The organism is Amycolatopsis taiwanensis DSM 45107 (assembly GCF_000519205.1).
In the GTDB taxonomy this organism is placed as follows: Bacteria; Actinomycetota; Actinomycetes; order Mycobacteriales; family Pseudonocardiaceae; genus Amycolatopsis_E; species Amycolatopsis_E taiwanensis.
The window spans coordinates 158,410-175,651 of sequence record NZ_JAFB01000022.1; the positions used below are offsets into that span (position 1 = coordinate 158,410).

At 69.1% G+C, this 17,242-nt stretch carries 14 protein-coding genes; 8 read left to right on the forward strand and 6 right to left on the reverse strand.

Annotated features, from left to right (window positions below; translation table 11 throughout):
• Positions 1–14 precede the first annotated feature (14 nt).
• The 4 genes from A3CU_RS45225 to A3CU_RS0117715 all read left to right on the forward strand — a co-directional run bounded on the left by A3CU_RS45225 (position 15) and on the right by A3CU_RS0117715 (position 4,897).
• A complete protein-coding gene (locus A3CU_RS45225; protein WP_084143323.1) occupies positions 15–983 on the forward strand; it encodes a ribokinase in 969 nt (322 codons plus the stop codon).
• 31 nt (positions 984–1,014) lie between these two features.
• Positions 1,015–3,012, forward strand: a complete 1,998-nt coding sequence (locus A3CU_RS0117705; protein ID WP_027943448.1) for an SUMF1/EgtB/PvdO family nonheme iron enzyme — start codon at positions 1,015–1,017, stop codon at positions 3,010–3,012.
• Between the two features lie 65 nt (positions 3,013–3,077).
• Positions 3,078–3,665 (forward strand): RNA polymerase sigma factor, encoded by a 588-nt coding sequence (locus A3CU_RS0117710; protein ID WP_156960409.1) that lies wholly within the window; start codon positions 3,078–3,080, stop codon positions 3,663–3,665.
• Positions 3,662–4,897, forward strand: a complete 1,236-nt coding sequence (locus tag A3CU_RS0117715; RefSeq protein WP_027943450.1) for a hypothetical protein — start codon at positions 3,662–3,664, stop codon at positions 4,895–4,897. The genes A3CU_RS0117710 and A3CU_RS0117715 overlap by 4 nt, the downstream gene beginning before the upstream one ends.
• 40 nt (positions 4,898–4,937) lie before the next feature.
• Here the strand turns inward: A3CU_RS0117715 and A3CU_RS45230 are convergent, their stop codons facing one another.
• The 4 genes from A3CU_RS45230 to A3CU_RS0117735 all read right to left on the reverse strand — a co-directional run bounded on the left by A3CU_RS45230 (position 4,938) and on the right by A3CU_RS0117735 (position 9,085).
• Entirely contained in the window at positions 4,938–6,176 is a 1,239-nt protein-coding gene (locus A3CU_RS45230; RefSeq protein ID WP_043841430.1) for a metal-dependent hydrolase family protein, read from the reverse strand.
• On the reverse strand, positions 6,173–7,621 hold the full coding sequence (locus A3CU_RS0117725; RefSeq protein WP_027943451.1) for a sodium:solute symporter family protein: 1,449 nt from the start codon (positions 7,619–7,621) through the stop codon (positions 6,173–6,175). Before A3CU_RS0117725 ends, A3CU_RS45230 begins: the two co-directional genes overlap by 4 nt.
• Entirely contained in the window at positions 7,618–7,821 is a 204-nt protein-coding gene (locus tag A3CU_RS0117730) for a hypothetical protein (RefSeq protein WP_027943452.1), read from the reverse strand. Before A3CU_RS0117730 ends, A3CU_RS0117725 begins: the two co-directional genes overlap by 4 nt.
• A 70-nt stretch (positions 7,822–7,891) precedes the next feature.
• On the reverse strand, positions 7,892–9,085 hold the full coding sequence (locus A3CU_RS0117735) for a M20 metallopeptidase family protein (RefSeq protein ID WP_027943453.1): 1,194 nt from the start codon (positions 9,083–9,085) through the stop codon (positions 7,892–7,894).
• Positions 9,086–9,288: 203 nt separating this feature from the next.
• Between A3CU_RS0117735 and A3CU_RS0117740 the strand changes: the two genes are divergently transcribed.
• Both A3CU_RS0117740 and A3CU_RS0117745 read left to right on the forward strand, forming a co-directional pair.
• On the forward strand, positions 9,289–10,374 hold the full coding sequence (locus A3CU_RS0117740) for an Lrp/AsnC family transcriptional regulator (protein WP_084143324.1): 1,086 nt from the start codon (positions 9,289–9,291) through the stop codon (positions 10,372–10,374).
• Positions 10,375–10,545: 171 nt separating this feature from the next.
• Positions 10,546–11,334 carry an MBL fold metallo-hydrolase gene (locus tag A3CU_RS0117745; RefSeq protein ID WP_027943455.1) on the forward strand — a complete coding sequence of 263 codons (789 nt, stop codon included), beginning with the start codon at positions 10,546–10,548 and terminating at the stop codon, positions 11,332–11,334.
• 15 nt (positions 11,335–11,349) lie between these two features.
• On the opposite strand, the gene A3CU_RS0117750 is transcribed toward A3CU_RS0117745, so the two are convergent.
• Entirely contained in the window at positions 11,350–12,648 is a 1,299-nt protein-coding gene (locus A3CU_RS0117750; protein WP_156960406.1) for an MFS transporter, read from the reverse strand.
• A 395-nt stretch (positions 12,649–13,043) separates the two neighbouring features.
• Here A3CU_RS0117750 and A3CU_RS0117755 point away from each other — a divergent pair, with 395 nt between their 5' ends.
• On the forward strand, positions 13,044–14,216 hold the full coding sequence (locus tag A3CU_RS0117755) for a Cmx/CmrA family chloramphenicol efflux MFS transporter (RefSeq protein ID WP_027943457.1): 1,173 nt from the start codon (positions 13,044–13,046) through the stop codon (positions 14,214–14,216).
• 170 nt (positions 14,217–14,386) lie between these two features.
• Here the strand turns inward: A3CU_RS0117755 and A3CU_RS49840 are convergent, their stop codons facing one another.
• Positions 14,387–16,783, reverse strand: a complete 2,397-nt coding sequence (locus tag A3CU_RS49840; protein WP_027943458.1) for an ATP-binding protein — start codon at positions 16,781–16,783, stop codon at positions 14,387–14,389.
• Between the two features lie 90 nt (positions 16,784–16,873).
• On the opposite strand from A3CU_RS49840, the gene A3CU_RS49845 reads away from it, so the two are divergent.
• The gene (locus A3CU_RS49845) at positions 16,874–17,221 is read left to right on the forward strand and encodes a hypothetical protein (protein ID WP_052371813.1); all 348 of its coding nucleotides are present in this window, start codon (positions 16,874–16,876) and stop codon (positions 17,219–17,221) included.
• Positions 17,222–17,242: the final 21 nt, after the last annotated feature.

Sequence of the window (17,242 nt, forward strand, 5' to 3'; positions counted from 1 at the left end):
GCGGAGAAGAAGGCATGAACAGCAGCGGCCGGGTGGTGGTGGTCGGATCGGCGAACGTCGACCTCGTGGTGGACGTTCCCCGGCTACCCGGGGGCGGGGAGACCATCCTCGGCGGGCAGCTGCGTCGCAGCCCCGGCGGCAAGGGCGCGAACCAGGCCGTGGCCGCGGCGCGGGCCGGGGGAGCGGACACCACCTTCGTCGGTGCGGTCGGTGCCGACGAGTCGGGCGACCTGCTCGTCGGATCGCTGGAGTGGGCGGGGGTTCGTACCGACCTCGTCGACCGGGTGGAGGCCGCGACCGGCACCGCCTTGATCACCGTCTCGCCCGATGGTGAGAACACCATCGTCGTCGCGCCGGGTGCCAACACCCACGTGGAAGTCGGTGCCGCGCAAGCGAACCGGATCGCCGCGGCCGACGTTGTGCTCGCGCAGCTCGAAATCCCGGTCGACGTGGTGCAAGCGGCGGCAGCCGCGCGGCGTCCGGGCGCCCTCATGGCGCTCAACGCCGCGCCGTCCCGCGACCTGCCCGCCGACCTGTGGGACGCACTCGACCTCCTCATCGTCAACGAGCACGAGGCCGCCGACCTGGCGGCCGTCCCGGGCGCGCCCGACGCAGCCGCGCGGGCGCTGCTGCGGCGCGTGCCCGCGGTCATCGTCACGCTCGGCGGCGATGGCTGTCTGGTCGCCGAACGCGACCGTGAGCCCGTGCGCGTTCCTGCCATCCGGGTGGAAGCCGTCGACACGACCGGTGCCGGCGACACCTTCTGCGGCGTGCTCGCCGCCGGGCTCGCCCGCGGACTCGCCCTTCCCGACGCCGCGCGGGTCGCCTCCGCGGCCGCCGCCGTGGCGGTCACCCGTCCCGGGACGCACACCGCCGTGCCCACCGCCGATGAGATCGGTGCCCTGGAGACTGTTTCAGGAACCACCTCAGAACCCGCGGCGGTGCAGGTGGACGACCCACCNCAAGCGGCTCCGCCGCTTTGAAACACCACTCAGCGCCCCAAGGAAACGCACTATGACTTCAGCGTTCGACCCGCTCGTTCCCCGCCCGATCGACCGGCCCACCGACGTGCCGCTGCGGGATGCGCTCACCGCGGAACAGCTCGAATCGCTTGACGAGGCGAAGATCTTCGCCGGCCCGCCCGAGCCCGCCGATCGGCCGGAGTGGCGTGAGCGCCTGCGCCAGTGGCGCGAAGATTCCCGATCCCGGCACGGTTACACCGGGACGGCCTACGACCGCCCGGCTGCCGCATGGGCGTCACGTTGCTACACGGTCGCCCAGGTATGGCTGTGGGACGAGTTGCTGTACTCGTTCGGGGAACGCCGGTTCACTCCCGAACGCTTCCTGGCCGACGCGCATGATCGCTTCGGCGGCCTCGACGCCGTGGTGCTGTGGCACGCGTATCCCGTGATCGGCATCGACGACCGCAACCAGTGGGACTTCTACCGCGACGTGCCCGGCATTCGCGAGCTCGTCGGGGCGCTGCACGATGCGGGGCTCCGCGTGTTCGTCGACTACAACCCGTGGGATGTCGGCACGCGGCGCGGCCGCGACGACGTCACCGAGTTGGCGGCGCTTGTCGCCGATCTCGGCGCGGACGGCGTCTTCCTCGACACGCTGAAGAAGGCCGAGCCGGAACTCGTCGCGCGGCTGGAGGCGGCCCGGCCCGGGATCGTGCTCGAGGGCGAGTCCAAGCTGCCGGTCGCACGCATCGAGGACCATTCGTGCTCCTGGGCCCAGTTCTTCGCGGACTCGCCGGTGCCCGGCGTGCTGCGCGCGCACTGGTACGAGCGCCGGCACATGCAACACCACGTCCGTCGCTGGCACCGCGACCATTCCGAGGAACTGCAGTCCGCGTGGCTGAACGGCGTCGGCGTCATGGTGTGGGAGGTCGTCTTCGGCGTGTGGGTCGGCTGGTCGCGCCGCGACGCCTCGACCGTACGCCGCATGGTCACCGTGCAACGCGCCGCCGGCGACCTGCTTCTCCACGGCGCCTGGACACCCCTTGCCCAGCTCGCTCGCGAGGCGGAAGCGGCGGGGGTGCACGCTTCCCGCTGGGAACTCGACGACTGGACACTGTGGACGGTCGTCAACCGCGGTGACGACGACTACCACGGTCCGGTCCTCCCGCGACCCGCAGCGGGCACGCTGATCGACCTGTTCGCGGGCGGGCCGGCCGGGACGTCCGTAACGGTCCCCGCACGCGGGATCGCCGCGCTGGTGCACGTCGCGCCGGGAGCCGCCGAACCCGCCTGGCTGCCCGGGCTTCTCGACGCGCTCCGCGACATGCCGCACGACGCGGATGCCCGTTTTCCGCATCGCCTGGCGGCCCGCCGGCACCCGGCCGCAACGACCGGCGAGCCCGAGCCGGGCGCCGTTGTCGTGCCCGCCGGACCCTACGTGCTGACCGTGCGGCACCGCGCCCGCGAGACCGGGATGTACCAGGGCGCGCCCTACGTCGACGAATGGAAGCCGTTGGCGCCACGGCTGCACGATGCGCGGACACTCCAGCGGGACGGCGAACTCGCCGGCCCCGTCGCGGTCGCCGAGCTGGAGGTCACGAACGCGCAGTTCGCGGATTTCCTTGATGCGACGGGCTATCGGCCCGCCGAAGGGCACCGGTTCCTCGCACACTGGGTGGACGGCCGCCCGGCGCCGGGGACGCACGACCAGCCGGTCACGTTCGTCGACCTCGACGACGCCCGGGCATACTGCGCGTGGCGTGGCGGCCGGCTGCCCACCGAGGACGAGTGGCAGCTCGCCGGCGAGACCGGCCGCCTCCGGCGCGGCGAGCCCGCCGTGTGGAACTGGACCGAAAGCGAGCACAGCGACGGGCGTACCCGCTTCGTCATGCTCAAGGGCGGTAGCGACTACTGCGCCGAGGGTTCCGACTGGTATGTCGAAGGCGGCCGTCGGGAGCCGGATTACAGCGTGAAACTGCTGCTTCCCGGACTGGGGCTGGCGCGCAGGGCTACCCTCGGTTTCCGGTGTGCCTGGGACGTGCCGGCGTAGCTGACGCCTGCCGCGGCTTCGTTTGACAACACTTCGGGCGTTGCCGGGCACTGACAGGCGTGACGATGGAATTGACCGGAGTGGGGGCACCGCTGGAGGTCGTCGATGACGTCGGAGACAGCGACCTTTGGCTGCGGGCGGCACGGGGCGACAACGCGGCGTTCACAACGTTGTTCGAACGACACGCGCAGTCGGTGTGGAACCACACCTACCGGCTGACCGGTTCGTGGACCTCGGCCGAGGATCTGACGTCGAGCACCTTCCTCGTCGCCTGGCGCAAGCGCGGCAAGGTCGTGCTGGTGCGAGACAGCCTGCTGCCGTGGCTCTACACGGTCGCCGGGAACCTCGCACGCACCGAGTACCGGGGGGCGAACCGCAGGCTGCGGCTGTTGCCCCGCATCCCCGATCCACCGGTGGTGTCCGACCACGCCGACGCCGTTGCCGCGCAGGTCGACGGCGAAGAGCGGCTGCGGCAAGTGATCGACGCGGTGCATGCCTTGCCGCGCGCGCAGCGGCAGGTCGTCGAGCTGTGCCTGCTCGGCGACCTGCCGATCGCGGATGCGGCGGAACTGCTGGAGGTCGCCGAAGTCACCGTTCGTGCCCACCTGTCCCGGGCACGGGCGCAGCTTCGTGCCCTTATGGAGGAGAAATGACCGACGATCTCCGTCTTCCCCCGCCGCGCGAACTTCCGCCCGACGTCCGCCTCCGCCTACGTGAAGCCGTTACGACCGGAGTTACGGCGCGCCGGCACGCACCGGCGAGCATGCTGGCGGCCGCGGCGGCAGTCGTCCTGCTCGTCGCGAGTGCGGTGGTTGCCGTGCAGCTCGCCCGGCCGCAGTCCGATGAGGCGGCGGGCGGCGGGACCGGCCTCACGAGCCAGACGCTCGACCGGTGCTGGGCGGCCGTCGGCGCCGCGGGCAAGACCAGCAAGGTCCCCGACCGGAAGAAGTGGGACAAGGCGTCCCTCAGCGTGCAGGGGGACGACGTCGTCGTCGCGTTCACCGCGGACGGAAAACCCACGTTCTGTGAGACAACGTCGACGATGGTGACAATGTCGGATCCGAACGCGAAGCCCGCCTACGCCACCGGAACCCGTACCGCGCTGTTGCTCTACACCAGCACCGGACTGGCCGCCGGCGTCGCGGATCCCGCGTGGGACAAGGTCGGGCTCAACCGGGCGTCGGACCGTTTGGGTATTTCGATGAATGACGTCACGAAGGCCACGCATCAGTTCACGAGCTTCACCCAGACCGACCCGGCGACGACCCGGCTTTGCGCCGAGCGATGGGACAACGGCCAGCGGATGAGCAAGTGGCCCTGCCTCGAACTGCCCCGGCCGCCGGCACCGCTGTTCAGCGTCGTCGATCGCCCGGGCGACCGGTCCACCCTCCAGGGCAAGGCGCTGGGCGAATGCCTGGCCGGGCTCGCGCAGCCACCGGCCGACCAGGACGCCTATCAGCCCGGGGTCCTGCTCGAGGATGGGCCCTACCAGGTGGTGCTAGGCCGGACCGCGGCGCACACGGTGGCCTGCACCACCGAACCGGATTCGAGCAGCCCCTCCGGAAAGGTCCGCCGGCTCTACCAGGACACCTTCATCGGCCAGTCCATCCCGGTACGCCGTCTCTCGGTGCCGGGTCTGGGCAAGGACGGCGCGAAGGTGCCGTTCGTCGGCATCCTGCCCCCTTCCGGGGTATCGATGGTCGCTGACTTCTCGTTCGGAGAACCGGTTGGCATCCCGGTCAGGAACGGGACCTTCGGAACCTGGCTGCCGGCCGGGGCGAAGCCGGTTTCGTCGAACGGTGACACATGGGTCAAGGCATTGGACGCCAAAGGCGTGGACGGCGTAGCCCCCTGGTTGTTCAACGGCTACGTGCCGATGAAGTAGGGCAAGTCTTTTTTCCTGGTGCGGGGCGTAGCGACGATCACTACGCCCGCACCGTTTTGCCCGTCGGCTCGCCGGAGCCGACCACGCGCGCGCCGTCCTTCCACACTTCCCGCACGTTGCCGGCCAGCTGATCCAGGTCGTAGGCACTCCCGGCGACAACGACCAAATCGGCGCGATACCCGGGAGCAATCCTGCCCAGTTCGTCGCCGTATCCGAGCAAGGTCGCCGCCGACGACGTGGTCGCGGCCAGCACCTCGGCCGGGCTCATCCCACAGGCCGCCATCAGCGGGAGCTCCTCCAGGTTGGTGCCGTGCGGGCCCACCCCGCTGTCGGTGCCCATCGCGATCCGGACGCCCGCGGCGGCCGCCCTGCGCACCGACTCGGCGTGGATCTCGGCCACCTCCTCGGCCTTGCGGACCACGACCTCGGGCAGCGCGGCGCCCGCCTTGCCCGCGCGGATGACGTTGACCGGCGCGACCAGGGTGGGCACCAGCCAGGTCTGGTGCTGCAGCATCAGGTCGATGGCTTCGTCGTCGAGGTACATGCCGTGCTCGATGGAGCGGATACCGGCCCGGATCGCGTTCTTGATGCCGTCGGTGCCCTGGGCGTGCGCCATCACATACCGGCCCTGCATGGCCGCCTCGGCGACCAGCACGTCGAGTTCGGCCGGCGTGAACTGCGAATGCTTGGGATCGTCGCCGGGCGAGAGCACTCCACCGGTTGTGCAGACCTTCAGCACCTCGGCGCCCGCCCTGATCAGCGTGCGGGCCGTACGTCGCATCTCGTCCGGGCCGTCGACCAGTGAAGGCGGCCGGCCGGGGTGCGGCAGGGACAACGGAACGCAATGGCCGGAGGGCAGCCAACCGTCGCCGTGCCCACCGGTCTGCGTGATCGCGTTGACCGAGATCTGCAGCCGCGGCCCGGGCAGCAGGCCGTCCTCGACCGCCTGCTTGATGCCGAGATCGGCCCCGGCGGCGTCGCGCACCGTCGTGATGCCGATCTCCAGGGTGCGGCGCAGGTTCTGCGCCGCCTCGTAGAACTGATAGGAGAACGGCCGGTACAGCCGGTGTATCACGTTTATCTCGGAAACCGTGACGTGCACATGGCAGTCGATGAGTCCGGGCAGCAGCGTGGTGCCGGTGCAGTCGACGACCTCGTCGCCGTCCAGCCCGGTGCCGATGTCGACGATCCGGCCGTCGGCCACCGCGACGTCCGCGGGAGCCGGTGCGGCGCCTGTTCCGTCGAATACCTGTCCGCCCGCGAAGACTGTCCGCGTCACACCGCACCTCCGGTTGTCAACTCCGCCTGCTGGGTAGGCGCCCGCCCCGCTGCCCGCTCGGCGGCCGCGGCGAGAGCGAGGACCACGATGTTCACCCCGAGGCCGATCAGGCCCACATTGAACGTTCCGAACATCTTGGGCGCCCAGAAGGTGAGCACGATGACCACGACTTCCCCGGCGAGGAGGCCGGCCATCACCGGAACCTTGCTCACCACCTTGCGGCGGAAGAAACCGAGCGCGTTGGCGGGAGCGAGCTGCGCGGTCCCGTTGAACGTCAACAGCAGCAGGTTGGCGAGGAGGTCGGGGCGGAAGATCGCGAGCAGCAAGGCAAGGCCGCACGCGAGCACCACGGTGCCGTGGTTCACCCAGAACTGGGCGCGCTCATTGCGCACCCGCACGATGTTGCGGGCCACCGCCGACGAGATGCCCACGAGGATGCCCGCCGCGGGCACCATGGCGGTGGCGATCGCCCCGACCACGACCACGCCGACCAGCCACGGCGGCAACGTCTGCTGGGTCAGCGAGAGCAGGATGCCGTTGGAGTCGCTCTTCGGCGGCAACGTCAGCACCGCGGCGAACCCGATGATCATCGGGAACATCAGCACCAATTCGTACAGCGGCAGCCAGGTGTAGTTGCGCCGCAATACTTCCGGGTTACGCGCGGACATCACACCGGGCCAGGTGTGGGGCAGGCACAGGAAGGCCACGCCGATGGCGCTGATCAGCATGCTGGTGATGAACCAGGTGTGGTCGTTGCTTCCGGCATGCACGGTCAGCAGGGACGGACGCAGCTCCGCCACCCGGTGGAACACGCCGGAGATGCCACCGGCAAGGGACACCGGGATCGCGATGATCAGCACGGTGAGCACGACCAGCATGAGCGCGTCCTTGAAGTAGGCCGTCACCGCGACGCCGCGCAGTCCCGACCACAGCACGAACGCGATGACCAGCACGCAGGCGATCACCATGCTCACCGTGCTGGACGCCGCATTGCCCGTGGTCAGCTTGACGATCAGGCCGAGGCCCGTGATCTGCAGCTGGAGATAGGGAAGCACGAAGACGACGCCGAGGACCGCGGACGCGGTGCCCAGCGTCTTGCTGTCGAACCGGTCCTCCAGAAAGTCGCCCTGGGTGAGATAACCGCGTTCCTTTCCCAGCGTCCACACGCGTTTCGCGAGGAAGAACAGCACTATGTAGCCGATCGGCACGTACGGCAGCGCATACATCGCGGCGACCCCGCCGCTGAACGCCAGCCCGGCCATGCCCAGGAAGGTGAAGGTGGTGAACACCTCGCCCGCCTGCAGGAACCACATGGTGACCGCGCCGAACCGGCGTCCGCCCACGGTCCACTCGGTGAGGTCCGCCGCCGGCTTTCGCCGCCCGACGAAGCCGAGCACGCCGATCAGCACGATGCCCGCGAAGGTGATGACCAGGATGGTGGTCATTGCTCACCGTCCTGGTGCTCGCCGGCCATCATCCGCGACGAGAGCAGGAAGGCCGGGGTGAGCAGGATGCACCAGAACCCGCCCCACACCAACATCGGCGGCAACCCGAACCACAGCGTCTCGCTGTTGACGAACGGGAGAAACGGCATGAGCACCAACGCCAGCGCTGGCACCAGAGGTGGCAGGTAGTACGGACGCATAGCGCCTCCCATGGGTTGGGTGTTGTGCCGGTCGGGGTTCTGGTGCGTTCCCAGGACGCCGGTTTCGCCGCTACTCGGCCCTTGCCTGCCTTCGGACGGCCAGCTCGGCGAGCAGCGCGGCGCCGTCTGCGAGAACACCGTCGTCGAAGGCGGCCAGCGGTGAATGGTTGTAGGGCGCGGTTTCCGGGTCGTCCGAACAACAGGCACCCAGGAAGACATAGGCTCCCGGGACCTCGTTGAGCACACGGGAGAAATCTTCCGAGCCACTCAGCGGATTGTCCATCAGGTGGTAGCGCTCTTCGCCGAAGACTTCGCGCACCGTGTCGGCGAGGAAGTCGTGTTCGTCGGCGTTGTTGACGGTTGCCGGGTATTCGGGTTCGAAGCTCACCTCGGCCTTGAGGCCGTATGCGGTGGCCGTGTCCTGGCAGAGCCGCACCGCGGTCTCGGCGACCCGCTCGGCGGCTTCCGCGGAAAAGCTCCGCACGGTGGCTTCGAACGTCGCGTCGTCCGGGATGATGTTGCGCCGGGTCCCGGCGTGGAACTGGCCGACCGTGATCACGACCGGGTCGAACACGTCGAACCGCCGGGTCACCATGGTTTGCAGCGCCGTGACCATCTCGCAGGCGACGGCCACCGGGTCGAGCGCCCGGTGCGGGGCCGAGCCGTGACCGCCCGATCCGATCACGCGGACAAAGAGGCCACCGGAGGCGGCCATGAGCGGGCCCGGGCGGGCGGCGAACATTCCGTTCGGCTCCGACGCCGAGCTCACGTGCAGCCCGTACGCCGCGTCGACCGGCCGGCCCGCCGAGGTGAGCACGCCCTCCTCGATCATGAGACCCGCGCCGTCCCAGCCTTCCTCGCCCGGCTGGAACATGAACACGATGTCCCCGCCGAGTTCGTCCTTGCGCGCGGACAGCAGCCGCGCGGCGCCGACCAGACCCGCCGTGTGCAGGTCGTGGCCGCAGGCGTGCATGGCGCCCTCGTGCCGTGAACTGAAGGAAACCCCGGACCGTTCGGTCACCGGCAACGCGTCCATGTCGCCCCGCAGCAGCACCGTCGGTCCCGGCTTTCCGCCCCGCAGCACCGCGGTCACCGACGAGAGGCCGGTGCCGGTGCTGATTTCGAGGGGCAGCCCGTCGAGGGCGGCCAGCACCATGTCCTGTGTCTTGGGCAGGTGCAGGCCGATCTCCGGGATCTGGTGCAGTTCCCGCCGCAGTGCCACCAGGTCGTCCAGCATCCCGGTCGCATCCTCGCGCAGGGTCATGAAGCCTCCGATCTCACTTCGCGATGTGCCTGATCAACATCATGCAAACGGCGAGCACCATGCACCCGAAGTTCGCAAGAAGCGTGCACGAAGGCGCGTCGATAGGGAGAATCCGCCATGGCGGCCGGGAAAGCAGCGGATGTCAGCCACGACGACGCGGAGATCAGCTTTCGGTCGTCGGCGGGTTTCAGGGACGAGGGACGATGAGCCAGGAAAGTTCGGCCGGCGACGGGACCTCGGCGCCGGCGAGTCACACCGAGATCTCGAAGCACCTCAACGAGACCGACCTCGCCCTGGTCAACGCGTTGCAGATCAATCCGAGAGCGCCGTGGTCGCTGATCGGCCGGACACTGGGGATAGGTGCGACCACGGCCGTCCGTCGCTGGCAGCGGCTGGTGGACGCGGGCAGTGCCTGGATGTCGGCGTATCCCGGCGGCGACCTGGCCCGCCGGCTCGGGCTCGCGTTCGCGCAGATCGTCTGCGCGCCGGGCAAACAACTCGAGGTGGCACAGGCCATCGCCGCCGATGCGCACGTGCCGACCGTCGACTACGTCGCGGGCAACTACGACCTGCTGGCGCACGTGGTCACGCCTGGGTTGACCGAGGTATCCGACTACGTCGTGCACCGGTTGTCCAGAGTGCCGGGAGTGGTCCACGCGCGAATCCTGGTGTCGCCCAAGGTGTTCAGCGAAGGAAGCCGGTGGCAGGTCCGGGCGATCTCACCGGAGCAGCGGAAAACCCTGCGAGCCCGGGCCTCGCGGCCCACCCCGGGTACGGCGTTCACGGAGTTGGATCGCGCGCTCCTGCTCGCACTCGGCGAGAACGGCCGCGCTGCCTGCAGTGAACTGGCCACGCGCCTCGGCGTCAGCGCCAGCACCGTGCGCCGGCATGTCGATGCCCTCCTCGCCGCCGGTTCGGTCCGGCTGCGGTGCGAGATCGCCCGTGGGCAATCGCCCGCCCAGGTCACCGCGCTGCTGTCGTTACGAGTACCTCCCGACCAACTGGAGACGACCGCACGCTGGTTCGGATTGCTGCCCGAGGTCCGGATGTGTGCGGCGGTCAGCGGCTCCGCCAACCTGTTCGTCACGGCATGGCTCCCCTCCGCCAGTGATGTGGTGTCCCTGGAGAGCGGTCTGGTGACGAAGCTGCCCCGCCTGGAGATCATCGACCGAGCCCTGGTGCTGCGTCCCGTCAAATTGATGGGACACCTGCTGGACGCGAGCGGTCGCTCCACGGGCCGCGTCCCTCTCGACTTCTGGTCCCCCATCCTCCCGCGTGTCCCCGCCTGAGGCGCACGAGTCCCCGGTTCCAGCCCCCGAGTTCCGGCTTCAGGCGCGCGAGTTCCCGGTTGAGGCGCGCGAGTTCCCGGTTGAGGCGTGTGAGTTCCGGGTTCAGGCACGCGAGTTCCGGCTTGGCGTGATTGTCCGGAGTTCGTGGATCGTGCGTTCTAGGATCCGGGGATGACCAACGAGCTTCTTCGCCTCACGGTCCTGGGGAGCGCGACGCCGTACCCGAGTGTGGACAACCCGTGCTCAGGCTATCTGGTGTCGAATGGTGACACCCGTATCTGGGTGGATGCGGGGACCGGGACGCTTGGCCCGCTTCAGCGCCACGTGCGGCTGGACGAGCTGGACGCGATCTGGATCTCACACCTGCACGCCGATCACAGCGCGGACTTGCTCACCGCGTACTACGGCGTCCTGTACGCGGACATCTGTTTGGCAACGCCGATTCCCCTCTACGGTCCGCCCGGCATCGCCGACCGGTTGGCCGGCTTCCTTACCAACACAGCGGTCCGCAGTCCGATCGAATTCGCCTTCGCGGTCACCGAGTTGCATGACGGGCATCAGACGACCATCGGCTCGCTCCGGCTCACCAGCCGCGCGGTGGCGCACGGAATTCCGGCCTTCGCCGTGCGCATCGAGGGAGCCGACAGTTCGCTGGTCTACTCCGGGGACACAGCACCGTGTCCAAGCCTGACCGAGCTGGCCGACGGGTGCGATGTGCTGCTGTGCGAGGCCGAGAGCGCACAGGTGCCGGTCGAGGAGCAGGTGCACCACACGCCCGAGGACGCCGGCGAGACGGCCAGCGCGGCCGAGGCAGGGCAGTTGATCGTTACGCACGTCAGCCGCTTTCTCACCCCGGAGCAAGCAGTGGCACGTGCCTCGACCCGGTTCGACAGTCCCGTCGATTACGCCGCTCCCGGGGCTACTTTCTCGATACCGCCATCGGCGACACGCGAGTTGTGATGTATCAGGATTCGGTCAGTGTTCGCCCCAGAGCTGCCGATACAGCACGATCGACGTGACACCGAAGACGGCGAGGAGAGAAAAGGCCCAGCTCAGTGCGCTGGTCGGCGAAAGTGCGAGGGATCGGGCGAGCGAATAGGTTCCGCCGCCGATGAAACCGGCGATCGCGGTTGCCGCCGTCTCGGAGAACGCGATCGCAGTGGCCACCGGGAGTATCCGGTCTGAGGGCAAGTCGTCCATGGCCGAGGCCGAGAATCTCGGATAGGCGATGCCCATCCCCGCGCCGGCGACGAACCAGCCGGAGATCAGGACGACCAGGGCCGGGGTGCCGCCAACGGCGGTTTGCGTGAGTAGTGCGGCGAAAAGGCCAAGTGTGACCAGGACGAGACCGGCGACCTGGGGTTTCGGCAGCCACCGGTCGGCAAGCTCAGGCTTGAAGCCGGTGAGAGACCAGGCGAGGAGGCCGGCGCCGACGGCAATGGTTCCGGCTACGATGCCGTGGCCGAGGCCGGTGATCGCGGCGAGGGAAACGACGCCGGCCCCGCCGAAGTAGCACAGGCAAAGCAGATACAGGAGCATGACCTTGCCCAGGCGCGCTCGTTCCGGTCCGACTTGGCCGCGAAGTATGCGCAGGCTCGCGGTCGAGGCGAGCAGGCAGCCGACGGCCAGCAAGACGATACCGGCGGTTCCGTTGGGCATGGGGGACAAGGTTGCCAGGACTAGGCCGCCCAACAGCGTGATTGTCCAGGTAGGTGATGGACGCCTCGCGGTACTGCGCTTCCAGGGCACCAACTCGAGCTGTTTCCCGATGAGCACGCGACCGACGATGACCAGGATCGCCGGCCAGGCGAGGGCGGCTCGCCAGCCCCACGTGATGGTGACAGCGGCGTTGACCGCCGGGCCGACGATCGAAGGCAACATCCACATCATCGCGAACAGGCCGTAGACGCGGGTGCGCTCCTTGTCCTCGAACAACCCACCGAGAATCGACAGTCCGAATCCGGCGAGCATTCCGCCGGCGATGCCACGGACAATGGTGCCGATCAGAACCATCGGCATCACCACGGCCGCGACCGACAGCGCCGACCCCAGAACGTAGAGAGTGGTCGCCGTGCCCAGCAAAGCGACGGGTCGCAACCGCGAGAACGGCGCGGGACCGATTGCCAGCACGAGGATCCCGGTGAACGAACCGGCGGCGAGCGTCGCGCCATACAGACTCGTGCCGTGTAGGTCCGTTGTGGCAATGGGCAGCACCGATGAGTACGCAATGCTTTGGACGGCTCCGCCGAACTCGGTGAAAAGCAGGGCAAACAACAGCCACCCTCGGCGGCCGGAGAATATGACCCGCAAGCGCGTGGGCGCCGCATCGGCGGTCCGCGTCGTCGCTTTCCCCACGGCATCACTCCGGCAATCAGCGACCGGTGAACAGGTGGCCGCAATTCTTCCAGATGTTGCAGAGAAAGGACGCTGACCAACGCGGAACCCGGTTACGCGACGGCCGGGGCAGTTGAGTAGCGTGGGGGACATGTCGAGCCCTGAGGCAGCCAAGGTGGGGGCTTTCGGTCACGCCGTCAGCTCCCTGAACCACTGAGTTTTCAGGTCGTCCCAGCAGTCTTCGCCTGCTGGGGTAGCTGCGCTCACCCTTGGGGCGCTGGCCGCGGTGACGAGAGGTCCTCTTCTCGTTCTTCTCTTCACCTCGGAGCTCATCGATGCCTCTCGCGCTCTATCTGCTTGCTGTGGCGGTCTTCGCCATGGGCACCTCGGAGTTCATGCTCGCCGGCCTGCTGCCGGACATCGCCGCAAGCCTCGACGTCTCGGCCGGCACAGCCGGGCTTTCGACCTCGGCGTTCGCGGTCGGGATGATCGCCGGTGCGCCGCTGATGGCCGGGCTCGCCCGCCGCTGGCCCGCCCGGCGCAGCCTGCTCGGGTTCGTGCTCGTGTTCGTCGCCACCCACGTCGTGGGTGCCCTCACGTCGAGTTTTCCGGTCCTTCTGGTAACCCGTGTCGTCGCCGCCGTGGCGAACGCGGGCTTCCTGGCCGTTGCCCTGGCGACCTCGGCCGCGCTCGTCGCACCGGATCAGAAGGGACGCGCGCTGGCGGTGCTGCTGTCGGGCACGACGGTGGCCACCATCGCCGGAGTTCCCGGCGGCGCGGTACTCGGCGCTCTGCTGGACTGGCGCGCGACCTTCTGGGCGATCGCGCTGCTCTGTCTTCCCACCGCTCTCGGTTTCCTGAAGGGCATTCCGGCCCGCACCACCACCGGACACGACCCTACGGCCGGCCCGGCGCTGCGTGCCGAGATCGCTCAACTCGCCAAGCCGCGGCTGATCGTGGTCATGCTGCTCGGGGCACTGGTCAATGCCGCCACCTTCGGTACCTTCACCTTCCTGGCCCCGATCGTCACCGAAACCGCGGGCCTGGCCGAACTGTGGGTTCCGGTCGTGCTGGTGCTCTTCGGACTCGGGTCCTTCCTGGGGGTCACCGTCGCGGGACGCCTGTCCGACCAGCATCCCGGTCTGCTCATCGTGGCCGCGGGACCGCTGTTGTTGCTCGGCTGGATCGCGCTCGCCGCTCTGGCGGCTCATCCGGTCGCCCTGCTGGGCCTGGTATTCGTGCAGGGCGCGCTTTCCTTCGCGCTGGGCAGCACTCTGATCGCCCGGGTCCTCTACGAGGCGGCGGGCGCTCCCACCATGGGTGGCTCGTATGCGACCGCGGCGCTCAACGTTGGTGCGGCCGGCGGCCCGTTGGTCGCGGCGGCCACCCTCGGAACCGGTCTCGGCAACCTCGGTCCGGCCTGGGCAAGCAGTCTCCTGGTTGCGATCGCACTGATCATCGCCGTCCCGTTCCTGCGAGGCAGCGCAACTCGGCCCGGCAGCAGATGAACCCGCGTGCCCACCAGGCGGTGCTGCGTGACGAGGCGGCGAGCCTCGGCCTCCCCCGGCCCGCGATGAAATCCGGATGAAAAGACGATGACGGCGCGCGCGGTGTGGACCGCTTCGACCCGGGAGGCGATGACCCGCCCACGGGAAGGCCTCTGGAGTCCGCGCGTGCGTCAAGTGTTGAGGCGGATGAGTTCAGGGGTTTCCGGGATTTTCTGGGTGAGGAGCTCGGCGGCCTGCTCGTCGTCCAGCGCTCGCATGTCGCGCAGCATCTTGATCGCGGTATGCCAGTGGCGGCCGGCCGCGCCGGTGTCGCCGAGTTGGTGCCGGGCCTGCCCGATTCCCCAATGCTGTTCGGCTTCGTTGTACCGATCGTTCAGTGCGCGGAAGATTTCCAGGCTTCGTTCGTGGTATGGGATGGCTTCGCGGGGGCGGCCGGAACGCTGGAGCGCCCAGCCGTGGTTGGCGAGTGCGATGGCCTCGCCGAGCCGGTTGCCGAGTTCCGCGTAAATTTCCGCACTGCGCGCGAGGTGCTCGGTGGCCGCGTCCAATTCACCGGTTCCCTGGCAGGTGAGGCCAAGGAAGTTCAGCACCGATGCCTCGCCCTGCCGGTCCCCGGAATCGATGCTGATCGCGAGCGCTTCCTGGAGATACTCGATGGCCTTGTCGTGGTCGCCTTGCTGCCGGCAGGAATTGCCGAGGTCGGTCAGGCAGCCGCGCTGACCGGTGAGGTCGCCGAGCTCGGTCCAGATCGCCAGCGCGCGGTAGCTGTGTCCGACCGCCTCGCCGGCGCGCCCGACCTGGCCGTAGAGGGTGCCCAGATCTTCCAGGAACTGTGCTTCCGCACGGCGGTCACCGTGCTGACGGGCAAGTCGCGCGGCGAGGTCGTTGAGCGCGATCCGGTCCGCGGAGTGTCCCCGGTTGGCCAATGGGCGGTAGAGCGCGGCGACGAGTTCGATGGCCAGTGCGGGGCCGGCGTCGGGTAGCTCAGCGGCTCGCCGCACGGTGCTGACGAGGCAGTCGTACTCGGCTTCCACCCAGGCCACGGCCTCGGACGGGGACTGCCACGGCGCGGGACCGGACGGCGCGGTCGTCACCCGCCGGGTTTCCGTGGGGTGGATCAGGTTCGTGGCGTGCCGCGCTCTGTCGAGATAGTGGCGTGTCAGGCGATGCAGCGCGTCGTGGGGTTCGGACTGGGCGTCTTCGCGCTGGGTCTGGAGGGTGAGGTAACGGCGGAGGAGGTCGTGCATCCGGTAGCGGGCTCCGGCGGTCTCGTCCAGCAGGTGTTCGTCGAGCAGGTCGTCCAGGACGGTCTGGGCGGTCGACTCGGCCAACGCGGTCAGTGCCGCGACGGACGGTGCCGTGAAGTCCGGTCCGGGATGGATCGCGAGCAGCCGGGCCACCCGCTGGTGACCGGGAGGAAGGGCGCGGTAGGACAGGTCGAAGGCGGCTCGCACCGATCTGGCGTGCGGGGAGAGACCGGTGAGTTGTCGTTGGTCGGTGGCCAGGCGACCGGCCAGGTCGGTGAGCGACAGCGCAGGATGGCTACGCAGGTACCGGGCGGTCACGGCGATGGCGAGGGGAAGGTGCCCGCAGAGCGTGGCCACCGACCGGGCCGCGTCCGGTTCGGCCCGCACCCGATCGGGACCGGCGTGCCAGCGCAGCAGACGGAGGGACTCTTCGGTGCTGAAGTTGACCAATGGCAGGGTTTGGGCGCCGTCGAGGTCGGTCAGCCGGCGTCGGCTGCTGATGAGGACCAGGCACCCCGCCGTTCCGGGCAGCAGCGGCCGGACCTGATCCGCGGTCGCGGCGTCGTCGAGCACGATCAACGCCCGCCGGCCGTTCAACCGGTCGCGATAGAGGGCGGCACGGGCATCGAGACCATCCGGCAGCTGGTGGTCGGCGACGCCGAGCAGACGCAGGAAGTCCGCCAGGACGGAACCGGCCGCGGCCGGCGCTTCCTCGGGGTGGAAACCCCGCAGGTCGGCCCACAACTGCACCTCGTCGAACCGGCCGGCGGCGAACCGGTGCGCGGCGTGGATGACCAGGCGCGTCTTGCCTACGCCGGCCACCCCACTGATGGTCACGACCACCGGCGCGGTCGCGTCTTCCACGGCTTCGCCAAGCGCGCCCAACCGGTCCAACTCGGCCTGCCTGCCGGTGAATTCCGGGAGGTCCATGGGAAGCTGGTGGTAGGCGCGAACGGGTCGTGCGCCCGCGTCGGTCGCTGCGCTGGCCGTGATCGCCTGCCACACCGCGCGCCACCGGCCGAGATGCCGTGGGATCTCCTCGGGAGATTCACCGCCCGCGGTGAGACAGGCGACGACGAAGGATTCGACGAACGCCATTCTCGGCAGGCGCGGCAATCCCTTGCCGGCCAGCACCCACGACACGGTCGTGGTGGGCAGCGCGTCGGTGGCGGCACCGGTCGGACTGGTCGTCGTTCCGCCGAGGCGGTTCAGCGTGCGCAGCGACGGTTTGCCTGCCCACAGCCGGAGTTCGGCCATGCGGTCGATGAACACCGCGGCGGTGCGCGCGTCGGCCGGGTTCGGCGGTTCGCTTCCCGACATGCCTCTCCGTGCAATTCCGTGCAACACCTTGCCGCACACCTTGTCCGGCTTGTCCACTGATTCTAGTGATCTCTGGGGAGGCAACGTGCCGTGGAGGAACGTTTATCGGCCGAGGCCCTGCGCCGTGCCGCCAACCGGCCAGGGGCGCCCCCCAGGCTGACCCGGATCGCCGACGCGGTACTGGAGGGCAAGCTCAGCTGGGAGGACGCGGTCAGTGGCCGGTCCGAGCATCCGGCCGCCCTTGCCCTGTTCACCCCGAAGGCGCGTGAGACGGCCTGGCCGCTGGTGCACCAGGCGGCCGCCGAGATCGAGGCGGAGGCCGACGGCGTGCGGCCGGAACAGGACGACGACTTTCCCGTCCTCAACGACGAAGACGAATATTTCAAGCAGTTCCGTGTGCTGCGCCCCGCTTTCGACATGGCTCGACCGCGGTGGTGACCGCACATGCTTATGACAAGG